This window comes from Aminipila luticellarii, assembly GCF_004103735.1.
Taxonomy (GTDB): Bacteria; Bacillota; Clostridia; order Peptostreptococcales; family Anaerovoracaceae; genus Aminipila; species Aminipila luticellarii.
Genome location: NZ_CP035281.1, coordinates 1868664 through 1893089, shown reverse-complemented (window position 1 = coordinate 1893089; position 24426 = coordinate 1868664). Strand labels below are relative to the sequence as shown.

The window sequence follows — 24426 nt, the reverse complement described above, 5'->3', positions numbered from 1 at the left end:
ATGAAAAAAATTACTTCCCATGAAAATAAAATATATAAAATGTGCTTGCAGCTTGAAAGCCGAAAATACAGAGAAAAATGGGGGCGGTACATCATCGAAGGCCCTAACTTGATAGAAGAAGCCTTAAAAAATAACATCGTACCGGATTTTCTGATCCTGGATGAAACGGCAGGCAGGCGAGCCGAAATAACAGGACTTTGCGAGCGTTATGCGGCGGAGCTTGGAAAAGCAGGAGAGGAAAACATTCTGATTTTTGAGGAGCAGCTGTTTGCAAGCTGTGCAAAAACTGAAAATTCTCAAGGTGTCATGGGAATCGTTCAAAAAAATTCTGTGGCAGAGGACAGCTTCTTTGAGGCAGAGAGACAGGGGAACGGTAATATTTTGGTTTTAGACCGGCTGCAGGATCCGGGAAATGCAGGCACTATGATACGAACGGCTGATGCGGCAGGATATGCCGGCATTATCATTTTAAAGGGCACCGTGGATATTTTTTCCCCTAAAGTCGTGCGGGCTTGTACAGGTTCTCTTTTCAGAATGCCCCTACTGTTTTCGGATTCACCGGAGCAGACGATTCAGCTCTTAAAAAAGCATGGCAAGCGGGTGGTGAGCACAGGCTTTGAAACGGATAAATATTACTACGAAACAGACTTAAAGAACCATATAGGCCTTGTGATAGGAAATGAGGGAAACGGCATTTGTGAAGTGTTTAAGAAACATTCCGATGAGGTAGTCAAGATTCCTATGTCCGGATCTATCGAATCGTTAAATGCGTCGGTGGCAGCGGCTATACTCATGTATGAAGCAATGCGGCACGGATGAGAGAGACAGAGCGAATGATATAAATTTTAAGATATAGAGAGGATTATAAAATGCAGACTCAATTAAGTAGGATTTTGCAGGAAGCCAAAGATCAGATAAAAAAGGCTTCCTCACAAGTTGAAACAGAAGAAATCAGAGTGAAGATTCTTGGAAAGAAAGGTGAATTGACTGACATTCTTAAATCCATGGGAAAACTTGCCCCGGAAGAGAGAAAGAGCCTTGGAGCAGCAGCAAACAGCGTGAGAGCAGAGATAGAAGGACTGCTGGAGGAAAAATTTGCGATGGTCAAGGAAGCAGCAAAACAGGAAAAGTTCAAGCTGGAAACCATCGACGTAACGGAACCCGGTGTGAAATATGAGCTGGGAGTCAAACATCCGCTGACGATTACCATAGAAGAAATATCAAGAGTGTTCATGTCCATGGGATTTTCCATTGCGGAAGGCCCCGAGGTGGAAACGGTATTCAATAACTTTGATGCCCTCAATGCAGGACCGAATCACCCAGCCAGAGATTTTTCCGATACTTTCTATATTTCAGAAGATATATTGCTCCGAACCCAGACGTCGCCGGTACAGGCCAGAACGCTGATGAAGCAGAAACCCCCGATTAAGATTATTTCTCCGGGAAGATGTTTCCGCTGTGATACGCCGGATGCAACCCATTCGCCGATGTTCCATCAGGTAGAAGGCCTTGTAGTAGATGAGGGAATCACCATGGCGGACTTAAAAGGAACTCTGGACAGCTTTGCAAAACAGTTGTTTGGTTCGGACTCAAAGACAAAATTCAGACCGCACCATTTCCCGTTTACGGAGCCCAGTGCGGAAATGGATGTTTCCTGTTTCAAATGCGGCGGTAAAGGCTGCAATGTCTGCAAAGGAAGCGGCTGGATCGAAATTTTGGGATGTGGCATGGTACATCCAAATGTGCTGAAAGTCGGCAAGATTGATACGGAAAAGTATACCGGTTTTGCCTTTGGCATGGGTGTGGAAAGAATTGCAATGCTTAAATATGGAGTTGATGACATCCGAAATTTCTATGAAAATGATATGAGATTCATCAACCAGTTCAAATAGGAGGTACCGCCATGTTAGTTCCAGTAGAGTGGCTAAAAGATTATACAGATGTAAATGTAAGCGTAGATGAATTCTGCGATAAAATGATTATGTCAGGCTCAAACCTTGAGACTGTTGAATATTTCGGTGAAAACACCGACAAAGTTGTCGTGGGAAAGATCTTAAAGATCGAGAAACATCCCGACGCGGATAAGCTGGTTGTTTGTCAGGTGGATGCAGGACAGGAAGGCCCCGTTCAGATCGTTACCGGAGCGGCTAATGTATTTGAGGGAGCCTGTGTTCCGGTAGCTCTTCACGGGAGCACGATACCCGGACCGATTCACGGACAGCCGAAGCAGGAAGGCGGAGTAAAGATCACGAAGGGAAAGCTTCGAGGGGTTGAATCCTTTGGAATGCTTTGCTCGGCGGCAGAGCTTGGATTGGGAGATAAGGTGATTCCGGTGGCTCATAAAGAAGGAATCTGGATTCTTGGTGAAGAATATCCCATCGGGCAGGAGCTTACAGAAGCCTTGGGCCTGAAAATGGCTGTAGTGGACTTTGAAATTACGCCGAACCGCCCGGACTGCCTGTCCATGATTGGTATGGCCAGAGAAGCGGCGGCTACTTTTAAAGAAAAGCTGTGCTATCCGGATACGGTTTGTACCAACGAAAAGGGAAACGCCGAAGAACATATCCGTGTTGAGGTGAAAAGGCCGGAACTATGTAAGAGATATGTGGCAAGAATTGTAACAGATGTAAAAATAGAGCAGTCTCCCTGGTGGCTTCAAAAGAGATTGATTGCAGCCGGCATGAGGCCGATCAATAACATTGTTGATATTACAAACTTTGTTATGCTGGAGTACGGCCAGCCTTTACATGCTTTCGACATCCGAAGAGTGGAAGAGAACCGGATCGTAGTCGATACGGCGGAAGAAGGAGAACTTTTCACAACGCTGGACGGAACAGAACGAAAGCTTACGAGGGATATGCTGCTCATTAAGGATGGCAAAAAAGCAGTTGCTATTGCCGGTGTCATGGGAGGAATGAACTCCGAAATCGAACCGGATACTGCTACGATTATGATAGAATCTGCCAATTTTAGCGGCGACAGTGTTCGGGCAACTTCAAAAAAGCTGGGGCTTCGTACGGAAGCTTCCGCTCGATTTGAGAAGGGGATCGATCCGAATCTCTGTGAAGCGGCAGCGGACAGAGTGTGCAGGCTGATTGAACTTCTGGGAGCCGGAACGGTATGCAAGGGCAGCGTGGATGTGTATCCTGCGGTTGAAAGAGCTAAAACTTTAGATGTGAGAGTAGACCGCATCAATAAGGTGCTGGGCATAAAGCTTAGCCGGGAAGTCATGGAAGAATTTCTTGAAAGACTTGAGATGAAAGTGGCGGGAGAAGGAAACATTCTGACCGTTACCCCGCCGACAATTCGTCAGGACTTAGAAATTGAAGAGGATTACGTAGAAGAAATCGCGAGAATGTATGGTTATGATAAGCTTCCGACCACCCTGCCAAAGAGCGATACGGAAGCTTGCAAATCCAAAGCAAGAACATTAAAGGATCTGGCCAGAGACACCATGTGCGCACTGGGAGCCAATGAGGTTCAGACGTATTCCTTCTGCAGCCCGAAGAGCGTGGACAATGTGAGAATCGACGAGGACTCGTGGGAAAGAAGCTTTGTCAGACTGTTGAATCCTTTGGGAGAAGAAACCTCTGTTATGCGTACCATACTGACTCCAAATATGATGGAAGTACTGGGGACCAACTACAGAAGAAATATAGAAGCGGTAAGAGCCTTTGAATTGGGCAATACCTTTATGGCCAACTTGTCAGACCCGCATCAGCTTCCGGAAGAATCGGATTCCATGTGTATCGGGCTATACGGCCGGGATGAATCCTTCTATACGCTGAAAGGTATGGTCACAGAGCTTTTAAACGTACTTGGAATAACCGACGTGGCCTTTGAGCGGGAGAGCGAGTATGGTGTATACCATCCGGGCAGATGTGCAAGAATAGTACTGGAGGATATGGAACTGGGAATCATGGGCGAGGTTCATCCGGATGTTACAGAGAAATATGGCATTGCAGCCCGCTGCTATGTTTGTGAGCTATTCTTCGACAATGTACTGAGCAAATCGGATCGGGAAGTCGTTTATAAGCCGCTGCCAAAATATCCTTCTACATCAAGAGACATTGCTCTCCTTGTGGACGAAGCGGTTCCGGTAGGAAAAATCAGAGAAATCATCAAAGCTAACGGCGGAAAAATTTTGGAAAAGGTCGAACTGTTTGACGTATATAGAGGCAAACAAGTGGCGGAAGGAAAGAAGAGTGCCGCATTTAATCTGACCTACCGTTCGGAAGAAATGACTTTGACGGATGATGATGTGGCGAAGGTTCACAACAAGGTATTAGAAGCGCTGAAAAATGAACTGGATGCTGTACTGAGAGACATGTAGTTGTGGTTGCAAGGGGGAAAGAAAAATGGATAATAATAAAGTAACCGTAAAGATTTTTGGTCAGGAATATACGATTATGGGAAGTAAAGCCAGAGAGCACATTATAAAGGTTGCGGACTATGTCGACGTTAAGATGAAGGAAATCTCGCAGGCATTAAATTCCGGTCCATTATCCTCCATAGCGGTGCTTTCTGCGGTAAATATAGCGGATGACTATTTTAGTGCGCTGGAAAGATTTCAACACTTAGAAGTAACCAATGCTCAGGCTGAAAAAGATACGGAGCATTATGTTCAGCTCTGGGAAGAGGCGAAAAAGAGCCATATACAACAGCAGGAAGAAATCAAAGAGCTAAATAATCAAAAATCAGAATTAAAAGACAGCTTTGAAAATCAGCTGACAGATCTGCAGCAGCTTATGGAAGAAAAGGATGCGGAGATAAAGAAACTAAAAGAAGATTCCGCTAAAGCCGAAGTACAGCTCATGGAATCCTCCAGTGATATGGTGAATGAGCTGGAAGCGAAATACAAGGATTTGGAAAGCAGTTTCTTTGATATTCAGATGGAAAATATTCAGTTAAAGGGAGAACTTGATCGCTATAAAAAGAAGATGGAATAAAAACCGATGAATGAAAAAACATACAGAGTACTTGAATATAATAAAATAATTGAGAAGCTGAAAGCGGAGGCTGCCTCGGAAATGACGAAAAAAATTATTTCCGAGTTAAGGCCTTTAGTTGATGTGTGCTTAATTGAAGAACTATTAGCGGAAACCACGGAAGCGGTTTCCGTTATTGTGCGTAAAGGAGCATTGCCCTTGGGCAGCTTTTATGACATTGAAAACAGCCTTCATTTGGCGCGAAAAGGCGGTACGCTGACCATGAAGCAGCTGCTGGAGGTTCTTTATAATCTCCATGTGGCTCGAAATGTTGTAACCTTTTTAAAGACCGACTTGCCAAGGCTTCCCATTATTCATGAAATGTCCGACGTTCTTTCTGTTCAGAAGGGATTGGAAGAAAACATTGATCGGTGTATAATATCGGAAGATGAGATGTCGGATAATGCCAGTCCGGAGCTGAAACAAATACGAAGAAATATTATGAGGCAGAACGAAGCGGTGAAGGTAAAGCTGAATCATATACTGACCTCCGCTGATAACAAGGTGCTCCTGCAGGACGCCATTGTAACCATGAGGCAGGGCAGATATGTGATTCCGGTGAAGCAGGAGCATAAGAACCGGTTTCCGGGCATTGTTCACGATCAGTCCGCAACCGGCGCCACCTTATTCATAGAGCCTCAGGTAATCGTTACCCTGAACAACGAGCTTCGGGAACTGGAGCTGGCGGAAAAAAAGGAAATCCAGCGAATTCTGGCAGAGCTTTCGGCAAATGTGGCGGAACATTTCCATGAACTGCTGAATAACCAGAGCTTACTGGTAAAATTGGATTTTATCTTTGCTAAAGGCAGATTAAGTGTACAGTATCAGGGAACCGATGCTCAAGTCAGTCAGGAGGGTATTCTTGACATAAAGAAGGGAAGACATCCTCTGCTGAATGCGAAAAAGGTAGTACCCATCAACGTTTCTCTGGGAAAGGATTACGATACGCTGATCATCACAGGACCCAATACGGGAGGAAAGACGGTTACATTGAAAACCGTAGGTTTACTCGCGATGATGACTCAGAGCGGCCTGCATATTCCCGCCGGATCGGGCACCGTAATGCCCGTATTTGAAAAGATTTATGCGGATATAGGCGACGAACAGAGCATTGAACAAAGTTTGAGTACCTTTTCGTCCCATATGAATAATATTGTAGATATTGTTGCCGGTGCCGACCAGAATACCCTGGTACTGGTAGACGAACTGGGGGCTGGAACAGACCCTACGGAGGGAGCAGCCTTAGCCATTGCGGTACTGGACGATTTATATAAAAAGGGAGCGCATACCATCGCCACCACCCATTATACAGAGCTGAAAAAATACGCCATCGAAACGACCGGTGTACAGAATGCTTCCATGGAATTTAATGTGGAGACCTTGAGTCCTACTTACAAATTGACCATTGGCATACCAGGAAAGTCCAATGCTTTTGAGATATCGGAAAAACTGGGTCTTCCGGAAAGAATCATAGAAAAGGCGAGAACCTTACTGGATACAAAGGACATCCAGTTTGAAAATGTTATAAGTTCCATTGAAGAGGATAAGAAAAAAGCAGAGTCCGAAAGAGATGAAGCCATTTATATAAACCTGGAAATGAAGCGGCAGAAGGAAGAGCTGGATAAAAGACTTAAAAAATTAGAAGAACAAAAGGAAAAAATTCTTACGAAAGCAAGGGAAGAAGCAAGAGATATTCTGAAAGCTGCGAAAGAAGTGGCAGAAGAGACCCAGAAGCAGCTGAAAGATATCGACAAGATGGATTCCATGACCGAGCGGCATGCCCGGCTTTCTGAAAGCAAGCGGCGGATCAAGGAAGCGGACAGCCGATACCGGGAAACCATACAGGTTCCGGAAAATTACAATCCGGTTACCATTGATCAGTTAAAAATCGGGGACAGGGTCAAGATCCTGACTCTGGGGCAGAATGGAGAGATCCTTTCCCTGCCGGACGACAAGGGCGATTTGCTGGTGCAGATAGGCATGCTGAAAGCCAATGTCAACGTAAAGAATTTAATGCTGATTCATGACGGTGCGAAAAAGAAAAAGATTCCGATAGGAAAGACGAAATATGGAAGCCTGTATCAATCAAAAGCTCAGAATATTTCACTATCCATTAATGTCCGGGGGCGAAATCTGGAAGATGCCCTGATGGATGTGGATAAATATCTGGATGATGCTTATATGGCAGGACTGAAAGAAGTAACCGTCATACACGGCCGGGGAGAGGGCATTCTACGAGGGGGACTGCAGGATATGTTTAAAAAACATAAGCATGTGGAGTCCTTTAGAAAAGGAGCTTTCAATGAAGGCGGTGACGGAGTGACGGTAGTCACCCTAAAGTGACCATTATTTCAAGCAGTAAGAAGGAGCAAGGATATGTATATAATAAGTGGATGCTTACTGGGAGAGAATTGCAAATATAACGGCGGAAATAACTTGACAGACTGGGTCGTAGCATTTTCAAAGAGGCATCATTACATTTCAGTTTGTCCCGAGGTAGAAGGAGGCCTGGCGACTCCAAGGCCGCCGGTAGAGATTATAGACGGCAGAGCTGTGAACTGCAAAGGTCTGGACGTTACGGAAGCCTTTCGGCGAGGCTGCGAAGCAGTTTGGCAGGCCAGCTGCCTGAAAGCCCGGGAACTGGGCGAAGAAATAGAAGGCGCCATCCTAAAAGCCAAAAGCCCTTCCTGCGGAAATGGGAAGATTTATGACGGAACATTTTCACATCAGGTAACGGAGGGAGATGGATTTTTGGCGGCATATTTAAAAGAAAAAGGGCTAAAGGTCATAAGTGAATTAGAAATAAATCTGGAGGAGTAAAAAATGATAAATTATAAGAAAAAGATCGCAGAAATAATCTGTGAAGCGGTAGAGGGGCTTACCGTTGAAGAAATTATGTCCATGATAGAGATCCCTACGGATACGAAAATGGGGGATTATGCTTTCCCATGTTTTAAATTAGCAAAGACTCTTAGAAAGGCACCGCCTTTAATCGCAAAAGACATTGCAGGAAAGCTTGCGGGCGAAGAGGCATTTGAAAAAGTAGAACCGGTCAATGCGTATGTGAACCTGTTCCTTTCCCGAAAAGGCTTTATGGAGGACGTGGTAAAGGAAGCAGTAAAGGAAGGAGATAATTACGGCAGAAGCACTCTGGGAAAAGATAAGACGGTCATCGTAGAATTTTCCTCACCTAATATCGCCAAGCCGTTCCATATCGGACATATCCGAAGTACGGTTATCGGAAATTCCATTTATAAAATCTATGATTTCCTTGGATATGACACGGTTCGAATCAACCATTTAGGGGACTATGGAACGCAGTTCGGTAAAATGATTGTCGCCTATCGAAAATGGGGAAACAAAGAGGATGTTATACAATCGCCGATTAAAACCTTACTGGGGTATTACACAAAGTTCCATGAGGAAGTGGAGAACGATCCGAGCTTGGATGATGATGCCAGAGCTGCATTTGCCAAACTGGAGAACGGCTCACCGGAAGAGGTGGAATTATGGCAGTGGTTCAGAGACGAGAGCTTAAAAGAGTTTCACCGTGTTTACGATATGCTCGGCATATCCTTTGACTCTTATGCGGGAGAAAGTTTTTATTCCGATAAGATGGACAGAATTGTTGACTGGCTGAAAGAGAAGAACCTATTGATCGAATCTGAGGGAGCACAGATTGTAGACCTTGAAAAATATGGAATGTCACCGGCTCTCATCACAAAGAAAGACGGCTCGACATTATATATCACAAGAGATATTGCGGCTGCGGTATATCGAAAGGAACATTACAATTTCTACAAGAATTTATATATTGTGGCATCTCAGCAGAATCTCCATTTCCAGCAGTGGTTCAAGATCGTTGAACTGATGGGCTGTGAATGGGCGAAGGACTGCGTTCACATTCCATTTGGTCTGGTAAGTCTGGAAGAAGGAACCATGTCCACCAGACACGGAAGAGTCGTATTCCTTGAAGAAGTTTTGAACAGAGCGGTTGACCAGACCAAAGAAATCATTAAAGAAAAGAATGTAGCGACGGATAATATTGACGAGACGGCAAAGATGGTAGGCATTGGTGCAGTTATGTTCCAGGAGCTGTCCAACAACCGAATTAAGGACTATGTTTTCTCATGGGATAAGGTTCTAAATTTTGAGGGTGAGACCGGACCATACGTTCAGTATACCCATGCAAGAGCAGCAAGCGTCCTTAGAAAAGCAGGAGATGCGGTTGTTGAAAAGGCAAAGCAGGTGTCTGTACTGGATATGGCGTATGTCCTTTCAGACAGCGCCTACGATCTGGCAAAACTGATCTATCAGTTCCCGCAGGTCATTGCAGAGGCAGGAGATAAGTATGAACCTTCCGTTGTGACAAGACATATTGTGGATATTGCGCAGAGCTTTAACCGATTCTATCACGACGAGTATATCTTGGTAGATGACGAAGCAGAGAAATTAGCCAAGCTGGCTCTTGTCATCGCGGCGAAGAATACGCTTAAGAATGGACTGTATCTGCTTGGAATTCAGGCACCGGAAAAAATGTAATACGCTTTGAAACGAGGAGGTTTTTATGCGTTACGAAGGAAATATATTCAGGCCCCCTAGTGAAGCGTACAGCCTGATTGTTCAGGTCACAATCGGCTGCACGCACAATACATGTACATTTTGCAGCATGTTTAAGGATAAAGAGTTTAGGGTTCGGGATGTGCGGGAAGTTTTGGAAGATCTGGATATGGCCAGAACATATTACAAGCATGTCGAAAAGATCTTTCTGGCAGACGGAGATGCTCTCTGCCTGTCGAATAATAAATTGATGGTGATTCTGGAGCATATCCGAAAGATGTTTCCGGAATGTAAAAGAGTGGGAGCATACGGCACGCCGCAGGATGTCCTTGTAAAGACCCCCGATGAATTGGTACAGCTCCGCGAAAATGGACTGGGGATTATCTACATCGGTGCGGAATCAGGCAGTCAGAAGGTGCTGGATGCCGTCAACAAGGGCGTTACCAGAGAGCAGATCATTGAAGCGGTGAAAAAGATCCAAAAAGCTGGTATTAAAGCCTCCGTAACCTTTATTTCCGGGCTGGCAGGGCCGGATGATATGGAGGAGCATGCACTGGAAACAGCCAGTATGATTTCAGAAATGGAACCGTCCTACGTGGGATTGCTGACTTTAATGGTAGAACCGGCAGCCCCGATCTATAAAGATATTCGGGAGGGCCGCTTCAAGGTGCTGACTGCGGAAGAGGTGCTGGGGGAAACGGCATTGATGCTGAAAAACATTCACGTAACCAAAAAGTGTGTGTTCAGGAGCAATCACGCGTCCAATTACGTTTCCCTAAAGGGCGATTTACCTCAGGATAAGGAAAAGATGATGAATCAGCTGAAAAGGGCTATGGAAAACACGAATCTGATCAAAGATGAACGGTTCAGAGCGCTATAAAATAGATTATGATGAGTAGGGGAAACCTTGTATGAAAATATTACTGACAACATTAAATGCTAAATACATTCATTCAAATCTGGCTCTAAAGTATTTGTATATGTCTGCTGTTGAAAATAGACGATCCATGGATATAAGAGAATTTACCATCAACAACGATGACGATTATATATATACGGAGATGATCAGAGGAGATTATAGTGCAATATGTTTTTCCTGCTATATTTGGAATATTACAAGAACGGTACGTTTGGCTGAGAACATAAAAAAGGCCAGCCCGGATATAAAAATCTTAATGGGCGGCCCTGAGGTAAGTTATGATTCAATTGAATTTTTAAGAAAGCATAAATGTGTGGATTATATCATCGTTGGAGAGGGAGAGGAAGTCTTTAAAGAATTTGTTCAAGCCTTTCTTCGCAGGGATCATTCTTTTGACAGAATCAAAGGGTTGATATACAGGTCTGATGGGAAAATTTACGTGAATCCCCCGGCAGATTTACAGGACTTTGATCTTGTTCCATTTCCATACAGCTTTCTGCTTCCCAAGGACGACCGGATCGTGTACTACGAATCGGTTCGCGGATGTCCGTTCCGATGCAGCTATTGCCTGTCATCTATTGAAAAGCATGTGAGGCCGCTGCCTCTGGAGCGGGTGCAAAAAGAGCTGGGCTTTTTTCTGTTCAAGCATGTGAAACAGGTCAAATTTATCGACAGAACCTTTAACTACGACCGGGACAGATGCAATCAGATCGTAAAATATATTCTTGATAATGATAATGGTGTTACAAATTTCCATTTTGAAATCTGCGGTGATCTGATAGATGATGAATTCCTATATTTGCTTGGGAAGGCCAGAAAAGGACTGTTTCAAGTGGAAATAGGCATTCAGAGCTTGAATCCATTGACCTTAGAGGCGGTGAACAGAAACAAAAACACGGATTATCTGCTGACCAATATAAGAAAAATAATAGAGCTGGGCAATGTACATACCCATGTGGATCTAATTGCAGGGCTGCCTTTTGAAGACTATTTATCCTTTATGGATTCGTTTAACGGCGTATACCAACTGGGAGCAGATCAGTTTCAATTAGGCTTCTTAAAATTGCTGAAGGGTACGAAAATCCGAGAAGAAAAGAATGTATACGAGTATGTCTTTCGGGATACGGCTCCCTATGAGGTCATAGCCAATCAGTTTATTTCCGCAGAAGGGATAACGAGGCTGAAAATGGTGGAGAACCTCTTGGATTTGTATTACAACAGAGGCGGTTTTTTCAGGACTCTGGAATATGCCATAGCCAGATTTCAAATAACTGCGTTTGATTTTTATGAAGAACTGGCCTACTTCTTTTACTTAAAAGGATATCAAAATCGATCTCACAAAAAAGAAGATCTGTACCGTATTTTTTTTGAATATGCCTGCTGGAAAGACAGAAGCCTTCCGGGCTCCGCGGTGGAAATTCAGAAACTGCTCATGCAGGATATGAGCGATACTTTAAATCCGGAAGCGGTTAAAAAGTTTAATAAAAAAGGCTGGAGCATGATATAGGAGAAAGTGATGAGTAAAAAAATAGAGCAGGTGCAGGCTGTAAACAGAGGAGATACAGAACCGGATATCACGAAAAGATCTGACCGTGTAGAAAAATATTTAAAAAGCTATTTAAAGGATTTTGTGTTTGATGAACTGTCTGACGCTTTCCTGGATAAAGCGGGGGCAAAGGAGTTTATGGCCGGAGTACCTATTCCCCTTAGAAGATCCTGTATAGAACAGTTTCAAGATGGGGAAGGGCTTAAGACCACGGAAATTGCTGAAAACATGATATGGATCATAGGAATTAATCCAACGTTCAGATATGCGGAGCATTATATCACTTTTTTAGTAAGCTTGTACCATGCGGACGTATTGGAAGGACTTCTTTTAGAGGGCCGAGATGCAGCAGAAAAAGGAGAATTTGATAAAGCCTGTATTTATTTTAGAGCCTGCCTGCGTATGAAACCGGATTATTTAGATGGTATGTACAGTTATGCCAGAGTTTGCCGGGATATGTATTTAGAAGGCGGAGATGAAGACTATATAGGAAATTTAAAGGCAGAAGCCATTGACTATTTTGAGCTTGTTACAGAAAAGGAGCCGGAGTTCGCAGAGGCGTACTATTATTTAGGATATGCTTATGCCAATCTGGGGCTTTATATAAAGGCCGATATCACGTGGAAGCAGTTCCTGGATAAGACTATGGATCTAAAACAAAAAAGCGAAATAAAGGAAAGGATGCAGCAGTTGGAAGGGCCGGTAAAGATAGAAGCAGGCTGCAATGATATTTTGTCGGGCAGATATGAGGACGGCATTATTAAATTACAACATTACCGCGATAGTTCCTTTAAGACGTGGTGGCCGCTGTTTTATTATCTGGGCGTAGCTTATTCAAGAGTTGGGGACTTAAAGGAGGCTGAGCAGTGCTTCAAGACCGTACTTACTCTTCAGCCGAGCCATGTGGATACGATGGAAGAGCTGGCCGCGATTTATGAAATAACGGACGATCAGGAAAATAAAGAGAAATATCTCCAAAAGATAGAACTTATCCGGTCACAGATCACTCAGCATTGAGGTTGCTAGGTGCAGAATAATCTGCATCCAGTTCTTTGCGAATAGATAGTATCGGCATAAATAGGATTTTATAATCCTTGATAAGCAGAAAAAATTACGAAATTTCAACACATTTCCAATTCTTTGCCAACTCTTATGAAAAAGATAAAAAAAGATGTTGACAAACCCAGTCGATTTGGCTTATAATTAATCTTGTCGTCAGCGAGAACTGATAGAGAAAGAATGTTCCAAGGTAGCTCAATGGTGGAGCACTCGGCTGTTAACCGATAGGCTGTGGGTTCGAGCCCCACCCTTGGAGCCATTACATTTCTTCTGATGATTAAGGTGCGCCGGAGTGGCGGAATTGGCAGACGCACAGGACTTAAAATCCTGCGATCCTTACCGATCGTACCGGTTCGACCCCGGTCTCCGGCACCAACACAAAATTAAAAAAGAGTGTACAGTGAAAGCTTTACACATCTACACATCGCGGGATAGAGCAGTTGGTAGCTCGTCGGGCTCATAACCCGGAGGCCGTAGGTTCAAGTCCTACTCCCGCAACCATGTAAACTACTTGCAATTTCAACAGTTGCAAGTTTTTTTATTTTTTGGATTTTGGGGACAGAAATAGGAATTGGGAACAGTTTGGGGACAGTACAAGAATTGGCCTTTAGAATTAGTTGAAATTTGTTTTTAAGGACTGTAGACTAAGATAAAAAGAACTATTTAAAGTGGTAGTAATGTTTCTAGAATAAACGTAAAAGAGGGTGAGCATATGGAAGAAGAAAAGACTAATGAGGCTCTTAAAGATGTTCTAACTAACCAAGAGGATGGTGACCGGAAGCAAGATGATGCTAGTAATCAAGAACCAATTGAAGAGACTTTTTATAAGGACAATAAAAGAGAAGCAGACCCTAAATCTAACTCACTTGATGCATTTCAAGATCAAGGAAAGATTCAGCTCGCAGAAGATGAAAAAAGAATATATGAAGGGTTATTATAACTATATAAAAGAGTTATACTTAAAAGATTTTATAATTGCAAGCATTGTGACCAATTTATATGGGGGAGAGATAAGATATAACCATGAGGCAGATACGGGAGAGATAACGAAGGAAGCCGGTTAAAAGCCTTGTAAATAAAACCAAAGGCTTTATTTTACAACTGAATAAATAAATTTATATACCCTGTGAATATTGAAATATCGTCAGAAATGGCGATATTTTGTTTATAACTTTTTTCTTTGAACTTTTAAATGAAGAGGAGATAATAATGAATGTTGTCTACAAAACATGATCCCCTAATTTGCTTAGACAAATGCATAGTTTTGTTGTAGAAATAAAAATTTTATAATATGCATAGAACCATAGCAAATAAAAATATTTTGAGGCAGGGGTTTGAATCTAAGTGTGTTTATAGTATAATTTAAAAATAAGGAATTGTAATATACGAAAAGGGGGAGGATATATGTCTAAGGTGTTAAAGAACCAGATAAATTATATTGTGGCATGTGTAAATGAATTTGCACGAAAAAAGAGCATGCACCCCCGAGAAGCATTTTTGTATTTATATACACATAAGGGGATTTCGTTTTTACAGGAGAACTATGATATTGAACATACACTTTCATTAGATGATGCACTGGATGATTTAGAGATAATTTGCAGAAATAATGGGGGGGATTTGCATTGAAATTATATCATGGCTCAAATATGGAAATTATAGATATTGACTTTACAAAATGTAGGCCTTATAAAGATTTTGGACAGGGATTTTATCTTACAACTATAAAAGAGCAAGCTGCTAAAATGGCAGTCCGAGTGGCTCGTATTTATGGTGGAAGCCCCTGTATAATAGAATATGATTTTAATGATGCAGCTTTAACAAAATCTAATGTTAGGAGTAGGGTATTTGAAAAACCAAATAAAGAATGGGCCTTATTTGTAATGAATAATCGCAGTAGAGAATTTAAGGATATTACAAGCTCAGAATGCAACCATGATAAAAAATATGATTTGGTGGCAGGCCCTATTGCTGATGACGATTTGGCATTGCTATTTCGCCAGTTCTCTAATGATATGATTACAATAGATATTTTAGTAAAAGAAATGGAGTTTAAGCAATTAACCAATCAGTATTCTTTCCATACTAAAAAGGCAATTAAATACCTTAAGAAGGTAGGGATTCAATATGAATAAAAAAGAACAATTGATGGAATATATCACACAGGATATAGTTGCTTTTTTGATTGAAGATTATGATTTGAGCATGGATGAGGCTATGCATAAAGTTTACACCTCTGAGATATATGGAAAGCTTACAGATGAAGAAACGGGACTTTATTTGCAAGGATCAGCTTATATCTATGATATGTTTAAAGAAGAATTAAGTAATGGACAAATAGTACAAGCGGAATATTAATTGGGGACAGTTCGGGGGCAGTAGGACAAATTGAAATATAAATAAAAATATTTTTATTTAAGGTACGCTTATAGTATAATTTAAACATAAGAAATTGTAATATACGAAAAAGGGAGAATATATGTCTAAGGTGAGATGCAAATGAAGACTTTTCATACTAATTCCAAGTGTTAAGGGACCTTTGTAGGAGGGTATTTATGGTTTCAAAATTGAAAAGGCTATTCATCGTTTCTTTAATTGCAATCTTGTTAATAGTAATAGTTGCGGGAATTGCCAATGAATATACTCGTAATTACACTTTAGGAGGAATATATGTATGTAAACTAATGCCTTTTGACTTTATATCCTTTGACATTATGAATGGTTCTGACAAATTTACATACTATCAAGGAAATGAACAAGCAGCAGATTATGGGACTTTTTCCAAAGTGTCGGATGGTGTTTATATATTGAATAGTTCTATATTTAAAAATGAGAAGCTTTTATGTTACAAGAAGTTTCCAAGAGAGAGTGGCTTTTACGTAAAAATTAATGGGGTGGAGGTCAAATTTATTCAGAGCAGTAATATACCCGGTGAGATTGCAAAACCTGATCAATGAACATTTAAACCTTGGGTTATATATCGACCTGGCAAATATCTGCCATCTTTTATTGACACAGAACTTAGTTAAAACTAAGTTCGCAGATAATTTTATACAGTATATATATAAACAAAGAGGCAAGCCCGGCATTTATGGACTTGCCCTTCTTTTAGTTTAGATAAATTAAAGGGCTTTTTTAATGCTGCTAAGCGTGAATACACAAGGAAACAATGGCTACAATAATTAAATATTTTTTTGTTAAAGCAGGAGTGCTGTGGTCAAGCATTTTTGTAACATTACGACTGTTGTAGCCAAGTGTAACCTATGTATTGTAATCCTACAATATAAATATAAATAAAAATATTTTGTGAAAGTATATTTGAAGCTAGATGTGTTTATAGTATAATTTAAGGATAAGGAATTGCAATATACGGAAAGGGGAAACGGTATGTATTTGAATCCATATACTCCGGGAGCAGGATTAGTACCAGGATACCTAGCAGGTAGAGAAAGTACATTGAATGAAGCAAAAGAAATTTTAGCTTATTTATCAAAGGGAAAGCCAACTCGCTCTGTAATTTATTATGGACTCAGAGGAGTAGGAAAGACCGTATTATTGAATCGAATAGAATATTATGCAGACGAAAACGATGATATTCTTTATGAGCATATAGAGGTTTCCGAGAATGGGTCATTTAAAAGTGCTATATCCCTTCACTGTCAGAAGTTAATACGGCAGATGAGCAGCGTGGCTTCTGCCAAAGAACTGGCTAAAAAGGCACTATCTGTTTTGAAAGCATTTTCCATAACGTATTCTAATGACGGAACCGATATAACGCTTTCTCTGCATGATGACATTGAGGCCGCAGTAGGTATTTCCGATACAGGAAATTTCCAAAATGATTTGACTGAGCTTTTTATTTCAATGGGCATGCTTGCAAGCAAAAATGAACGTGCGATTTGTTTATTTTTAGACGAAATTCAATACATGAAAGACGATGAGTTTGAGGCTTTGATTGGAGCCATTCATAGGGTGAATCAAAAGGCTTTTCCTGTAATGCTCTTTGGAGCAGGGCTGCCCAAAGTAACAAAGCTCGCAGGAGATATAAAATCCTATGCAGAGCGTTTGTTCCAATTCGTTGAAATTGGTTCTTTGGGAAGAGAAGCAGCCAGAGCTGCCCTAATCGAGCCAGCCAAAGAAGAGGGCGTATCATTTGAGAGTAAAGCGGTAGCAGAAATTCTAAAGCAGACAGAAGGATATCCGTATTTTATACAAGAATATGGGAAACAAGTTTGGGAATATATTGAAAATGGTGTAATAACCTTAGCTTCCGTGAAAGCAGCTCAGACTGATTTTATATTTAGCTTGGACAAGAGCTTTTTTAAAGTTCGCTTTGATCGAGCAACCCCAAGAGAGAAAGAATTTATGGTTGCAATGGTTAGATGTGATGATTTGCCTTGTACGATAGCACAAATAGCTAAGATAATGGATACAAGCACAGCTAAAATCGGACCGATAAGAGGCCAGTTGATTCACAAAGGATTTATCTATTCTACCGGACATGCAGAGGTGGATTTTACGGTTCCACAATTTGACCAGTATTTAAAAAGGATTAACGAAATATAGATCTTGATTGATAAGGCAGGAATAATTTTTAAGATTATTACATTAGAACGGCTGATATAAATAAAAAATCAATGAGAATGGGGCTCAAAATTTGCATCCGATTCTGTTAGCTGCTTATGCCCATAAAAGGCTTGTAGACATACATCCCTTTACTGACGGGAATGGGAGAACAGCAAGATTGCTCATGAATTTAATTTTGATTAATAAAGGATATTGTGCAGTATCTATACCACCGGTTCTAAGGCATGAATATATTGAAGCTTTGCAGATAGCGCAAAGCAAAGTTAAGCCATCCGTAGAGCTGTTTAATCAACTTATCGCCGAATGTGAATTAGAAGCGCAGAAGGATTATCTGAGAATGTTTAGAATTTCATAGGGCATTGTAGCATATCACTCTACCCGAATTTGCACCATCGTAACGAATTCAGAGTCATCTCCGGAAAAATACTCGTCGATCAGACAAAATTCAATGGGATCGCCGACCACCTTCAGGTGGTTGTTTTCAGCGTACTCAAACATTTTCGGAAGAATGTTCGGCGTATTTGCAGTAGAATTCTGATAGGACAGGCAGAGGTATTTCCCTGCGGGAAGATAGTAGTTCGGAGGATATTCGGGTTCAGGCGAATAAAGAAAAATGTTTTTGGACTTATATGCTCCGTATTCATTTTTATCCCTTACGTCTACCGTGTAGCAGTCGCACAGATTAGCCAAATCCAGCTTTATATTCCTTTCTTGCATGTATTTAATGATGGTCGTATCAATGCTTAAATAGGATACGTCATGATCGCTGATCAGGAGGCAGGGCCTTTCTTCAAACTCTTCCACATATACCGCTTGAGATTTGCTGGCGTGAAGGGCATTGAGCGCCCCTGTCAGTTGAAGCGATATCTGATTTTTGACCTTATTCAAGCGGTCGATTTCCTTGTTCAGGGCATTCATTTCATCGTTTAAGAGTTTTAAGGTGCTAGCGACTGTACTTTGCTTAAAATATTGCTGGATTTGGGTCAATGAAAAGTTCAAATGCAGTAAGTCTCTTACAATGATAAGGTTATGTATGTCCCACAGGGAATATTTCCGGTATTGATTCGTTTCGTCCCGTTCGGGAACCACAATCCCCAGTTTTTCATAATAATAGAGCTTTTGTAGTGAAAAGCCCAGCAATTCAGATACTTCCGAGATTAAGTAATAGGATTTTTCCTTACTCATGGCGACCCTTCTTTCTGCAATTCTTAAAAAATATTAATCTAATTATAGTATATAAGTTCCAATTTACAAGGATGTTTTTCAAAAAATACAAAAAATTTAAAAAAAAGGTATTGACCCTATTATAATAATAGGGTTTATATTTTGGTTGAAAGAAATTTGCGCAACAATCTTTCCATAAGTAAATGTATTTTTTTATGTACTAGTTTTCATCGCTGATTATAACGAAAGGATTTAAGAAAAAATGGAAGAAAACTTAAATACAAACAAATTAGCTAGAAATTTTACTATTGGAAGCTTGTTCCTGTTTGGATTGCCTAGTATCGGGCTTCAGCTTTGGACAGGAATCTATACGATAATTGACAGCGTATTTGCAGCCCTGTATAACTCAACGGATGCGCTTTCCGCAATTAATATCTCCTATCCTATTTTATGCGTGGAGGAAGCTATCGGAGGAATGCTTGCCACAGGTGCGTCTGCTATAATCGCTAAGAAGCTCGGCGAAGGTAAGGCCGAAGAGGGTGGCAGGAATTTATCCATGATCTGCATTCTTGCCGCATTACTGGGACTTATATGGGGTGTAGTGGTATGCATCATTGGAGAACCTTTGTACCGGCTGCTTGGAGCGGATGATACCCTTCTTCCGCTTGTCACAAGATTTGTATCCGTGCATCGATTCTTTGCTCCGTTCTACACGCTGCAGATTGCCTTCCAGGCCTTGCTGTTCCTGGCGGGCAAACCGACAAAAGCCATGGTTATTACCGTTGGAGCCGGAATCATAAACATTGTTGGGGATGTATTCTTCATGGGATTCCTTCACATGGATATAGGCGGAGCGGCTTTAGGCGGCGGTTCCGGTATGGTATTTGCAGCGATTGCTTCGTTGATCTGCGTAGCAAATCATAACGATGAATTGCATTTACGCCGTCCTTCTGTGGATGCAGGACTTGCTGTCCGCAGCTGTGCCGGTGGTGCCGGCGACTTGATGTGGTCCATAGCCATGGCGACCATGACCGCTTTATTTAATATTAATACCATGAAGTATTTTGGACCGGATGGTTGTGCGGCAGGTGCAATCCTGTTATATGCTCAATTTTTATTTATTGCTCCATTTTACGGTTTCGGAAAAGGAACCTCTCCGATTATCGCATATCGCTATGGTACAGGCATAAAGGAGAAGCTGCATGATATTTTCAGTAAATATGCCAAGCTGTTTATAGGAGTCATCCTTGTAACGGGTATCGCTTCTTTCTTTCTTGCAACTCCGGTTCTGTCTCTTTATGCGAAACCAGAGGAACCAGTATTTCAAATCGCAAAATCAGCATGGTTCATTTTCTCCGCACAGTATATTTTTGCCGGTGTAAATTATATGACCCAGTACCTGTTCACTGCATTTGAAGATGGTAAACGTGCCGGATTCATTTCAGCGTTGCATGGCATTATTTTACCAAACGTCATGCTGCTGATTTTACCAAATGTATTACACGGAATCGGCGTATGGTTATCGATTCCGGTTGCAGAAATAATATCTGCACTTGTGGGCGTAATCATGATTATCAGCGGAAATAAAGTATACAATTACTATCCCGCCAAAAGGATAACGGAATAATAGTGGATTAAAAGAAAGGAATGAGTATAAAGTATGAACAATGTAACGATAGAAACAAAATATGCAAAGCTGGAAGGTTTCCTATCTGAGAACAAGGTCAATTCGTTTTTAGGAATTCCATATGCAAAACCGCCGGTAGGGGAAGGACGCTGGAGAGCACCTGAAAAACTGGATTATTCAGATAAGACAATTTCTGTAACGGAATACGGATTATCGGCAATGCAGCATTATGACCAGTGGGAACTGGCATCCGTACGTGAAAAAGGAGAAGACTGCCTGACTCTCAACGTATGGGTAAAGGATATGGAAAAAAGGAATCAGCCTGTCATGGTATATATTCATGGGGGCGGATATTATTCCGGCGGGTCTTCGGATCCTCTTTATGACGGTGAAAAGCTGGCTATGAATAATGATGTGGTAATCGTCTCTATAAATTACAGAATTAATTTTTACGGCTTTATGAATTTTGCTTCCATAGATCCAACCTATAAGGAATCTGGATATTGCGGGATTCTTGACCAGGTGGCGGCCTTAAAGTGGGTTCAGGAAAACATCGAATTATTTGGGGGCGATAAAAATAATGTTACACTTTTTGGAGAATCAGCCGGTTCGGGAAGTGTATGCCTGTTATCCGTAACGCCGGCAGCAAAAGGATTGTTCCATAAAGCTATTGCGGAAAGCGGCCCTATAAGCTTATACAGCACACCGGAGCATTCCGCCATGATAGCAAAAGATTTTATGGAAATGAACGGATGCAGCTCCATGGCAGAGATGGCGGCAAAGAGCGTTGAAGAACTGAATGTGGTGTACGAACAGCTGCGTGAAAAGTATTATTATGACATAGAATTAATGTTTGCCCCGACCTGTGACGGCGAATTTATGCCTGCTCAGCCATTTAAGGCTTTAAAGGACGGTGCGGCCAAAGATATCAAGTTTATGACAGGAACGACGAAAAATGAATATAATTACTGGTCCCTGTATTATGATGATCTGGCTAACGAAATGCCGGTTTTTCATAAATGCGTCATTCCGATTATGTTCGACGGAAAGCTTGATGTGGATCAATATGCAGAGGAATTTAAGCAAAAGAATCCGGATATGGATCCCGGCGAACGGTATCTGGAGTTTATGACACAGATGGATTTCCGTGTGGGCACCGAGTTAATGGCGGAGTATCAGTCTAAATATAATGATACGTACATGTATTTCTTTACCTATAAATCCACCATTCCAAAGTTGGATTCCTGCCATGCCATAGAGGTTCCGTTTGTAACGGGAAATCTGGATTCTGAAAGCGGACTCAGCTTCACAGGAGAGAATCCGCCGGAACACCTATCCGTTGAAGCACAGGCTGCGTGGGTAAATTTTGCGGCAACAGGAAATCCTAACGGCGGTAAGGTGCCGGCTGCTTGGGACAAGTTCACTCCGGAAGTACATGCTATCATGGAAATTAATGATAAGGAATGGAAAATGCACCATCATTTAAATGATGAGAATGTAAAAATGCTGCGACCGGCATTTGAAAACAGTCTTGTAAAATAGTTTCTCCTTCATTACCATCTGATACGAAAGGAGTAGTATCAGGTGGTATTTTTATCGGGAAAGGCGGTCTTTATAAATGAATAATAAAAAAGGCGATTTTGTATGGGGAGGGGTACTGCTCATTTGGATATTCATCTTAGCCGTACCGTTTTCACGTACTATTTTTTTATCCGGTACGGAGCTACATCCGTATGCCGGCGGGTTTTTGAAATTCAGCATACTTGCCACTATGGGAGACTTGCTTGGCGTAAGAATTTTGAAAGGCAGGTGGATTATACCCAAAGGTCTTGTTTTTAGAGCAATACTATGGGGAGTCATAGGTATGGCCATTGCCCTTTTATTTACTGTTTTTTCAGGCGGTACAGCGGCTGCACAGACAGCAGGAAAACTTCCGTTTGCCGGATCGAAAATAGCCCAGGCATTTTTCGCCAGTACAATCATGAATGTGACCTTCGGGCCCATGATGTATATTTATCATAAGTTCGGCGATTTAATCATCGACTTAAGATACGAAGAAAAGGGCGGACAACGCAGTCTTACAGACTTAGTAGATAAAGTGGATTGGCATACGATGGTTGGTTTTTCATGGCTTAAGACTTGCCCGTTCGTCTGGATCCCTTGTCACACCATTGTATTCTTGCTTCCGGAACAATACCGGGTACTGGCCTCAGCATTTTTATCCATAGTACTGGGGATTTTAGTAGCTGTCTCGAAAAAGGGCGGCCTTCGTTCCGAAGCTGAATGAAATGGAACAGCAGCCTATGCCATAACTCTCAGGGCTTGGGATTTTGCTTCACAAAATAGAAATAAAAAATTTGATAGCGTCGATCTTTTGCTAGGATTGACGCTATTTTTCTATCCTTTTATTTAGGAAAAGATTAAAGTTGTTATCTATATTTTTCTTATAATAAAAAAATTGATGTCATACAACAAATACAACTTGACAACGGGTATAACAAAAACTATAATAAAAGAAAATTAAGAATTCTCAGGCACTAGGATGGTAGACTGTATCTTTATCGTGATGAGGAGGTAATAATATGCGGCATGTAATTACAGTGGATTTTGGCAGTACCTTTACCAAAATTGTTGTAATAGATGTGGAAAAGAGGAAAATATTATTAAGCGGAAAAGTCCCTTCCAGCGTTGGGACGGATGCATCGATCGGGTTAGAACACTGCTTTGAGCTGGCGAAAACAGTCATCAGCGAGAAAGAGTTTGAAAATGCGTTAAAATTAGCGTCCTCCAGTGCGGCCGGAGGGCTACGAATGTCCGTTATCGGATTGACCAATTCCTTAAGCACCCTTGCCGGAGGGTCTGCTGCCCTTTCCGCCGGTGCAAAGATCATTGCCAATTACAGCGGCTTATTAACCGAAAAAGAGCTGACAGAATTAGAGAAAAGCGATACGGAAATTATACTTCTATGCGGAGGCTATGAACATGGCAACACGTCTCTGGTATGGGAGAACGCCAATATGCTTGCCCAGTCCAAGGTGAATGTCCCCATTATATATTCCGGTAATTCTGTTTTAGATAAAGAGATACGCAGAATAATGGAAACCCACAAAAAACAATGCTTCATTATAGAAAATATTATACCAAAGCTGGGAATGCTCAACGTGAAGCCCACTCAAAACGTCATAAGAAATTTATTTTTAGACCATATAACGGACATGAAGGGATTCAACGTGGTCAAGAAGGAATTTAACAATCCATTAGTTCCAACACCGGTTGCAGTATTGGCGGCAGGCGAGCTGTTAAACAGGGGCACTGGAAGTCAGGAAGGGCTTGGCCCTTTGTTAATCATAGATGTAGGCGGTGCAACAACAGACGTCTATTCCTTTAACGAAAACAAAAGCTACCAAGGGGCGAAAGTGATAGGCTGTGAAGAGCCTTTTGGAAAGCGTACAGTAGAAGGCGATTTAGGCATGCGGGAGTCTTCAAGCGGCGTCATGAAGGAAAGCTATTTAAGCGCAGCCGCAGAAGAGCTGCAAATAGCAGAAGACCTGCTAAGAAGCTCCATTAGAACCAGAACGCAGCATATCGATTATCTGCCCGACAGTGAAATGGAGGCAAGAATAGATGATAGGATTGCAAAAACAGCGGTTTATGTGGCAACAAGGCGACATGCGGGAACAATATCACCCTCATATAGTAAAAAATGTCAGAATATTCAATCGGGAAAAAACCTCACGGAGGTTTCTACGGTCATTGGAACCGGTGGGATATTGGTACATAATCAACACCCCATAGAAATTTTACAGTCGGCAGAAAAAAACAGCAGGGATGAGGATGCCTTACTGCCAGAGAAAGTTAATATATATTTAGATACGGAATATGTTCTGTTTTCAGCAGGGCTGCTGAAAGAAATCGATGAAGATATTGCTTTTGAAATCATGATGAAAAGCATCAGACGTTGTGAATAGTAGGAGGT

22 protein-coding genes and 3 tRNA genes are annotated in these 24426 nt (G+C 41.7%); 24 read left to right on the top strand and 1 reads right to left on the bottom strand.

Annotation, left to right across the window (positions count from 1 at the left end):
• The 20 genes from EQM06_RS08765 (at position 1) to EQM06_RS13255 (ending at position 18014) form a co-directional block, all read left to right on the top strand.
• Positions 1–819: a TrmH family RNA methyltransferase gene (locus tag EQM06_RS08765; RefSeq protein WP_128745988.1), complete on the top strand. Its 819-nt coding sequence runs from the start codon at positions 1–3 to the stop codon at positions 817–819.
• Positions 820–869: 50 nt separating this feature from the next.
• On the top strand, positions 870–1892 hold the full coding sequence (gene pheS, locus EQM06_RS08760) for a phenylalanine--tRNA ligase subunit alpha (RefSeq protein WP_128745986.1): 1023 nt from the start codon (positions 870–872) through the stop codon (positions 1890–1892).
• Between the two features lie 11 nt (positions 1893–1903).
• Positions 1904–4333 (top strand): phenylalanine--tRNA ligase subunit beta, encoded by a 2430-nt coding sequence (gene pheT / locus EQM06_RS08755; RefSeq protein WP_128745984.1) that lies wholly within the window; start codon positions 1904–1906, stop codon positions 4331–4333.
• A gap of 25 nt (positions 4334–4358) precedes the next feature.
• Positions 4359–4949, top strand: coding sequence for a cell division protein ZapA (zapA, locus tag EQM06_RS08750; protein ID WP_128745983.1), 591 nt, complete (start codon positions 4359–4361; stop codon positions 4947–4949).
• A gap of 6 nt (positions 4950–4955) precedes the next feature.
• On the top strand, positions 4956–7331 hold the full coding sequence (locus EQM06_RS08745; protein WP_128745981.1) for an endonuclease MutS2: 2376 nt from the start codon (positions 4956–4958) through the stop codon (positions 7329–7331).
• Between the two features lie 33 nt (positions 7332–7364).
• Entirely contained in the window at positions 7365–7808 is a 444-nt protein-coding gene (locus EQM06_RS08740; RefSeq protein WP_128745979.1) for a DUF523 domain-containing protein, read from the top strand.
• 3 nt (positions 7809–7811) lie between these two features.
• Positions 7812–9530, top strand: coding sequence for an arginine--tRNA ligase (argS, locus tag EQM06_RS08735; protein ID WP_128745977.1), 1719 nt, complete (start codon positions 7812–7814; stop codon positions 9528–9530).
• Between the two features lie 25 nt (positions 9531–9555).
• Positions 9556–10428, top strand: coding sequence for a radical SAM protein (locus tag EQM06_RS08730; RefSeq protein WP_128745975.1), 873 nt, complete (start codon positions 9556–9558; stop codon positions 10426–10428).
• A gap of 31 nt (positions 10429–10459) precedes the next feature.
• Positions 10460–11974, top strand: coding sequence for a B12-binding domain-containing radical SAM protein (locus tag EQM06_RS08725; protein ID WP_128745973.1), 1515 nt, complete (start codon positions 10460–10462; stop codon positions 11972–11974).
• Positions 11975–11983: 9 nt separating this feature from the next.
• On the top strand, positions 11984–13030 hold the full coding sequence (locus EQM06_RS08720; protein ID WP_128745971.1) for a tetratricopeptide repeat protein: 1047 nt from the start codon (positions 11984–11986) through the stop codon (positions 13028–13030).
• 226 nt (positions 13031–13256) lie between these two features.
• Positions 13257–13331 (top strand) — tRNA-Asn (locus tag EQM06_RS08715).
• A 27-nt stretch (positions 13332–13358) separates the two neighbouring features.
• A tRNA-Leu gene (locus tag EQM06_RS08710) sits at positions 13359–13447 on the top strand.
• Positions 13448–13497: 50 nt separating this feature from the next.
• Positions 13498–13573 (top strand) — tRNA-Met (locus EQM06_RS08705).
• Positions 13574–13784: 211 nt separating this feature from the next.
• Positions 13785–14012, top strand: a complete 228-nt coding sequence (locus tag EQM06_RS08700; RefSeq protein ID WP_128745969.1) for a hypothetical protein — start codon at positions 13785–13787, stop codon at positions 14010–14012.
• 464 nt (positions 14013–14476) lie between these two features.
• Positions 14477–14701, top strand: a complete 225-nt coding sequence (locus tag EQM06_RS08695; protein ID WP_128745968.1) for a DUF3791 domain-containing protein — start codon at positions 14477–14479, stop codon at positions 14699–14701.
• Positions 14698–15207, top strand: coding sequence for a DUF3990 domain-containing protein (locus tag EQM06_RS08690; RefSeq protein ID WP_128745966.1), 510 nt, complete (start codon positions 14698–14700; stop codon positions 15205–15207). The genes EQM06_RS08695 and EQM06_RS08690 overlap by 4 nt, the downstream gene beginning before the upstream one ends.
• Complete coding sequence (locus tag EQM06_RS08685) at positions 15200–15430, top strand: hypothetical protein (RefSeq protein WP_128745964.1); 231 nt, start codon at positions 15200–15202, stop codon at positions 15428–15430. The genes EQM06_RS08690 and EQM06_RS08685 overlap by 8 nt, the downstream gene beginning before the upstream one ends.
• A gap of 197 nt (positions 15431–15627) precedes the next feature.
• Positions 15628–16029, top strand: a complete 402-nt coding sequence (locus EQM06_RS08680) for a hypothetical protein (protein WP_128745963.1) — start codon at positions 15628–15630, stop codon at positions 16027–16029.
• A gap of 430 nt (positions 16030–16459) precedes the next feature.
• A complete protein-coding gene (locus tag EQM06_RS08675; protein WP_128745961.1) occupies positions 16460–17638 on the top strand; it encodes an ATP-binding protein in 1179 nt (392 codons plus the stop codon).
• Positions 17639–17729: 91 nt separating this feature from the next.
• Positions 17730–18014, top strand: coding sequence for a Fic family protein (locus tag EQM06_RS13255; protein WP_269140029.1), 285 nt, complete (start codon positions 17730–17732; stop codon positions 18012–18014).
• A 14-nt stretch (positions 18015–18028) separates the two neighbouring features.
• Here the strand turns inward: EQM06_RS13255 and EQM06_RS08665 are convergent, their stop codons facing one another.
• On the bottom strand, positions 18029–18844 hold the full coding sequence (locus EQM06_RS08665) for a MerR family transcriptional regulator (protein ID WP_128745959.1): 816 nt from the start codon (positions 18842–18844) through the stop codon (positions 18029–18031).
• A gap of 241 nt (positions 18845–19085) precedes the next feature.
• Here EQM06_RS08665 and EQM06_RS08660 point away from each other — a divergent pair, with 241 nt between their 5' ends.
• The 4 genes from EQM06_RS08660 to EQM06_RS08645 all read left to right on the top strand — a co-directional run bounded on the left by EQM06_RS08660 (position 19086) and on the right by EQM06_RS08645 (position 24418).
• The gene (locus tag EQM06_RS08660) at positions 19086–20450 is read left to right on the top strand and encodes an MATE family efflux transporter (protein WP_128745957.1); all 1365 of its coding nucleotides are present in this window, start codon (positions 19086–19088) and stop codon (positions 20448–20450) included.
• Between the two features lie 33 nt (positions 20451–20483).
• Positions 20484–21992 (top strand): carboxylesterase/lipase family protein, encoded by a 1509-nt coding sequence (locus tag EQM06_RS08655; RefSeq protein WP_128745955.1) that lies wholly within the window; start codon positions 20484–20486, stop codon positions 21990–21992.
• A 76-nt stretch (positions 21993–22068) separates the two neighbouring features.
• The gene (locus tag EQM06_RS08650) at positions 22069–22737 is read left to right on the top strand and encodes a hypothetical protein (protein WP_128745953.1); all 669 of its coding nucleotides are present in this window, start codon (positions 22069–22071) and stop codon (positions 22735–22737) included.
• 295 nt (positions 22738–23032) lie between these two features.
• Positions 23033–24418 (top strand): glutamate mutase L, encoded by a 1386-nt coding sequence (locus tag EQM06_RS08645; RefSeq protein WP_128745952.1) that lies wholly within the window; start codon positions 23033–23035, stop codon positions 24416–24418.
• Positions 24419–24426: the final 8 nt, after the last annotated feature.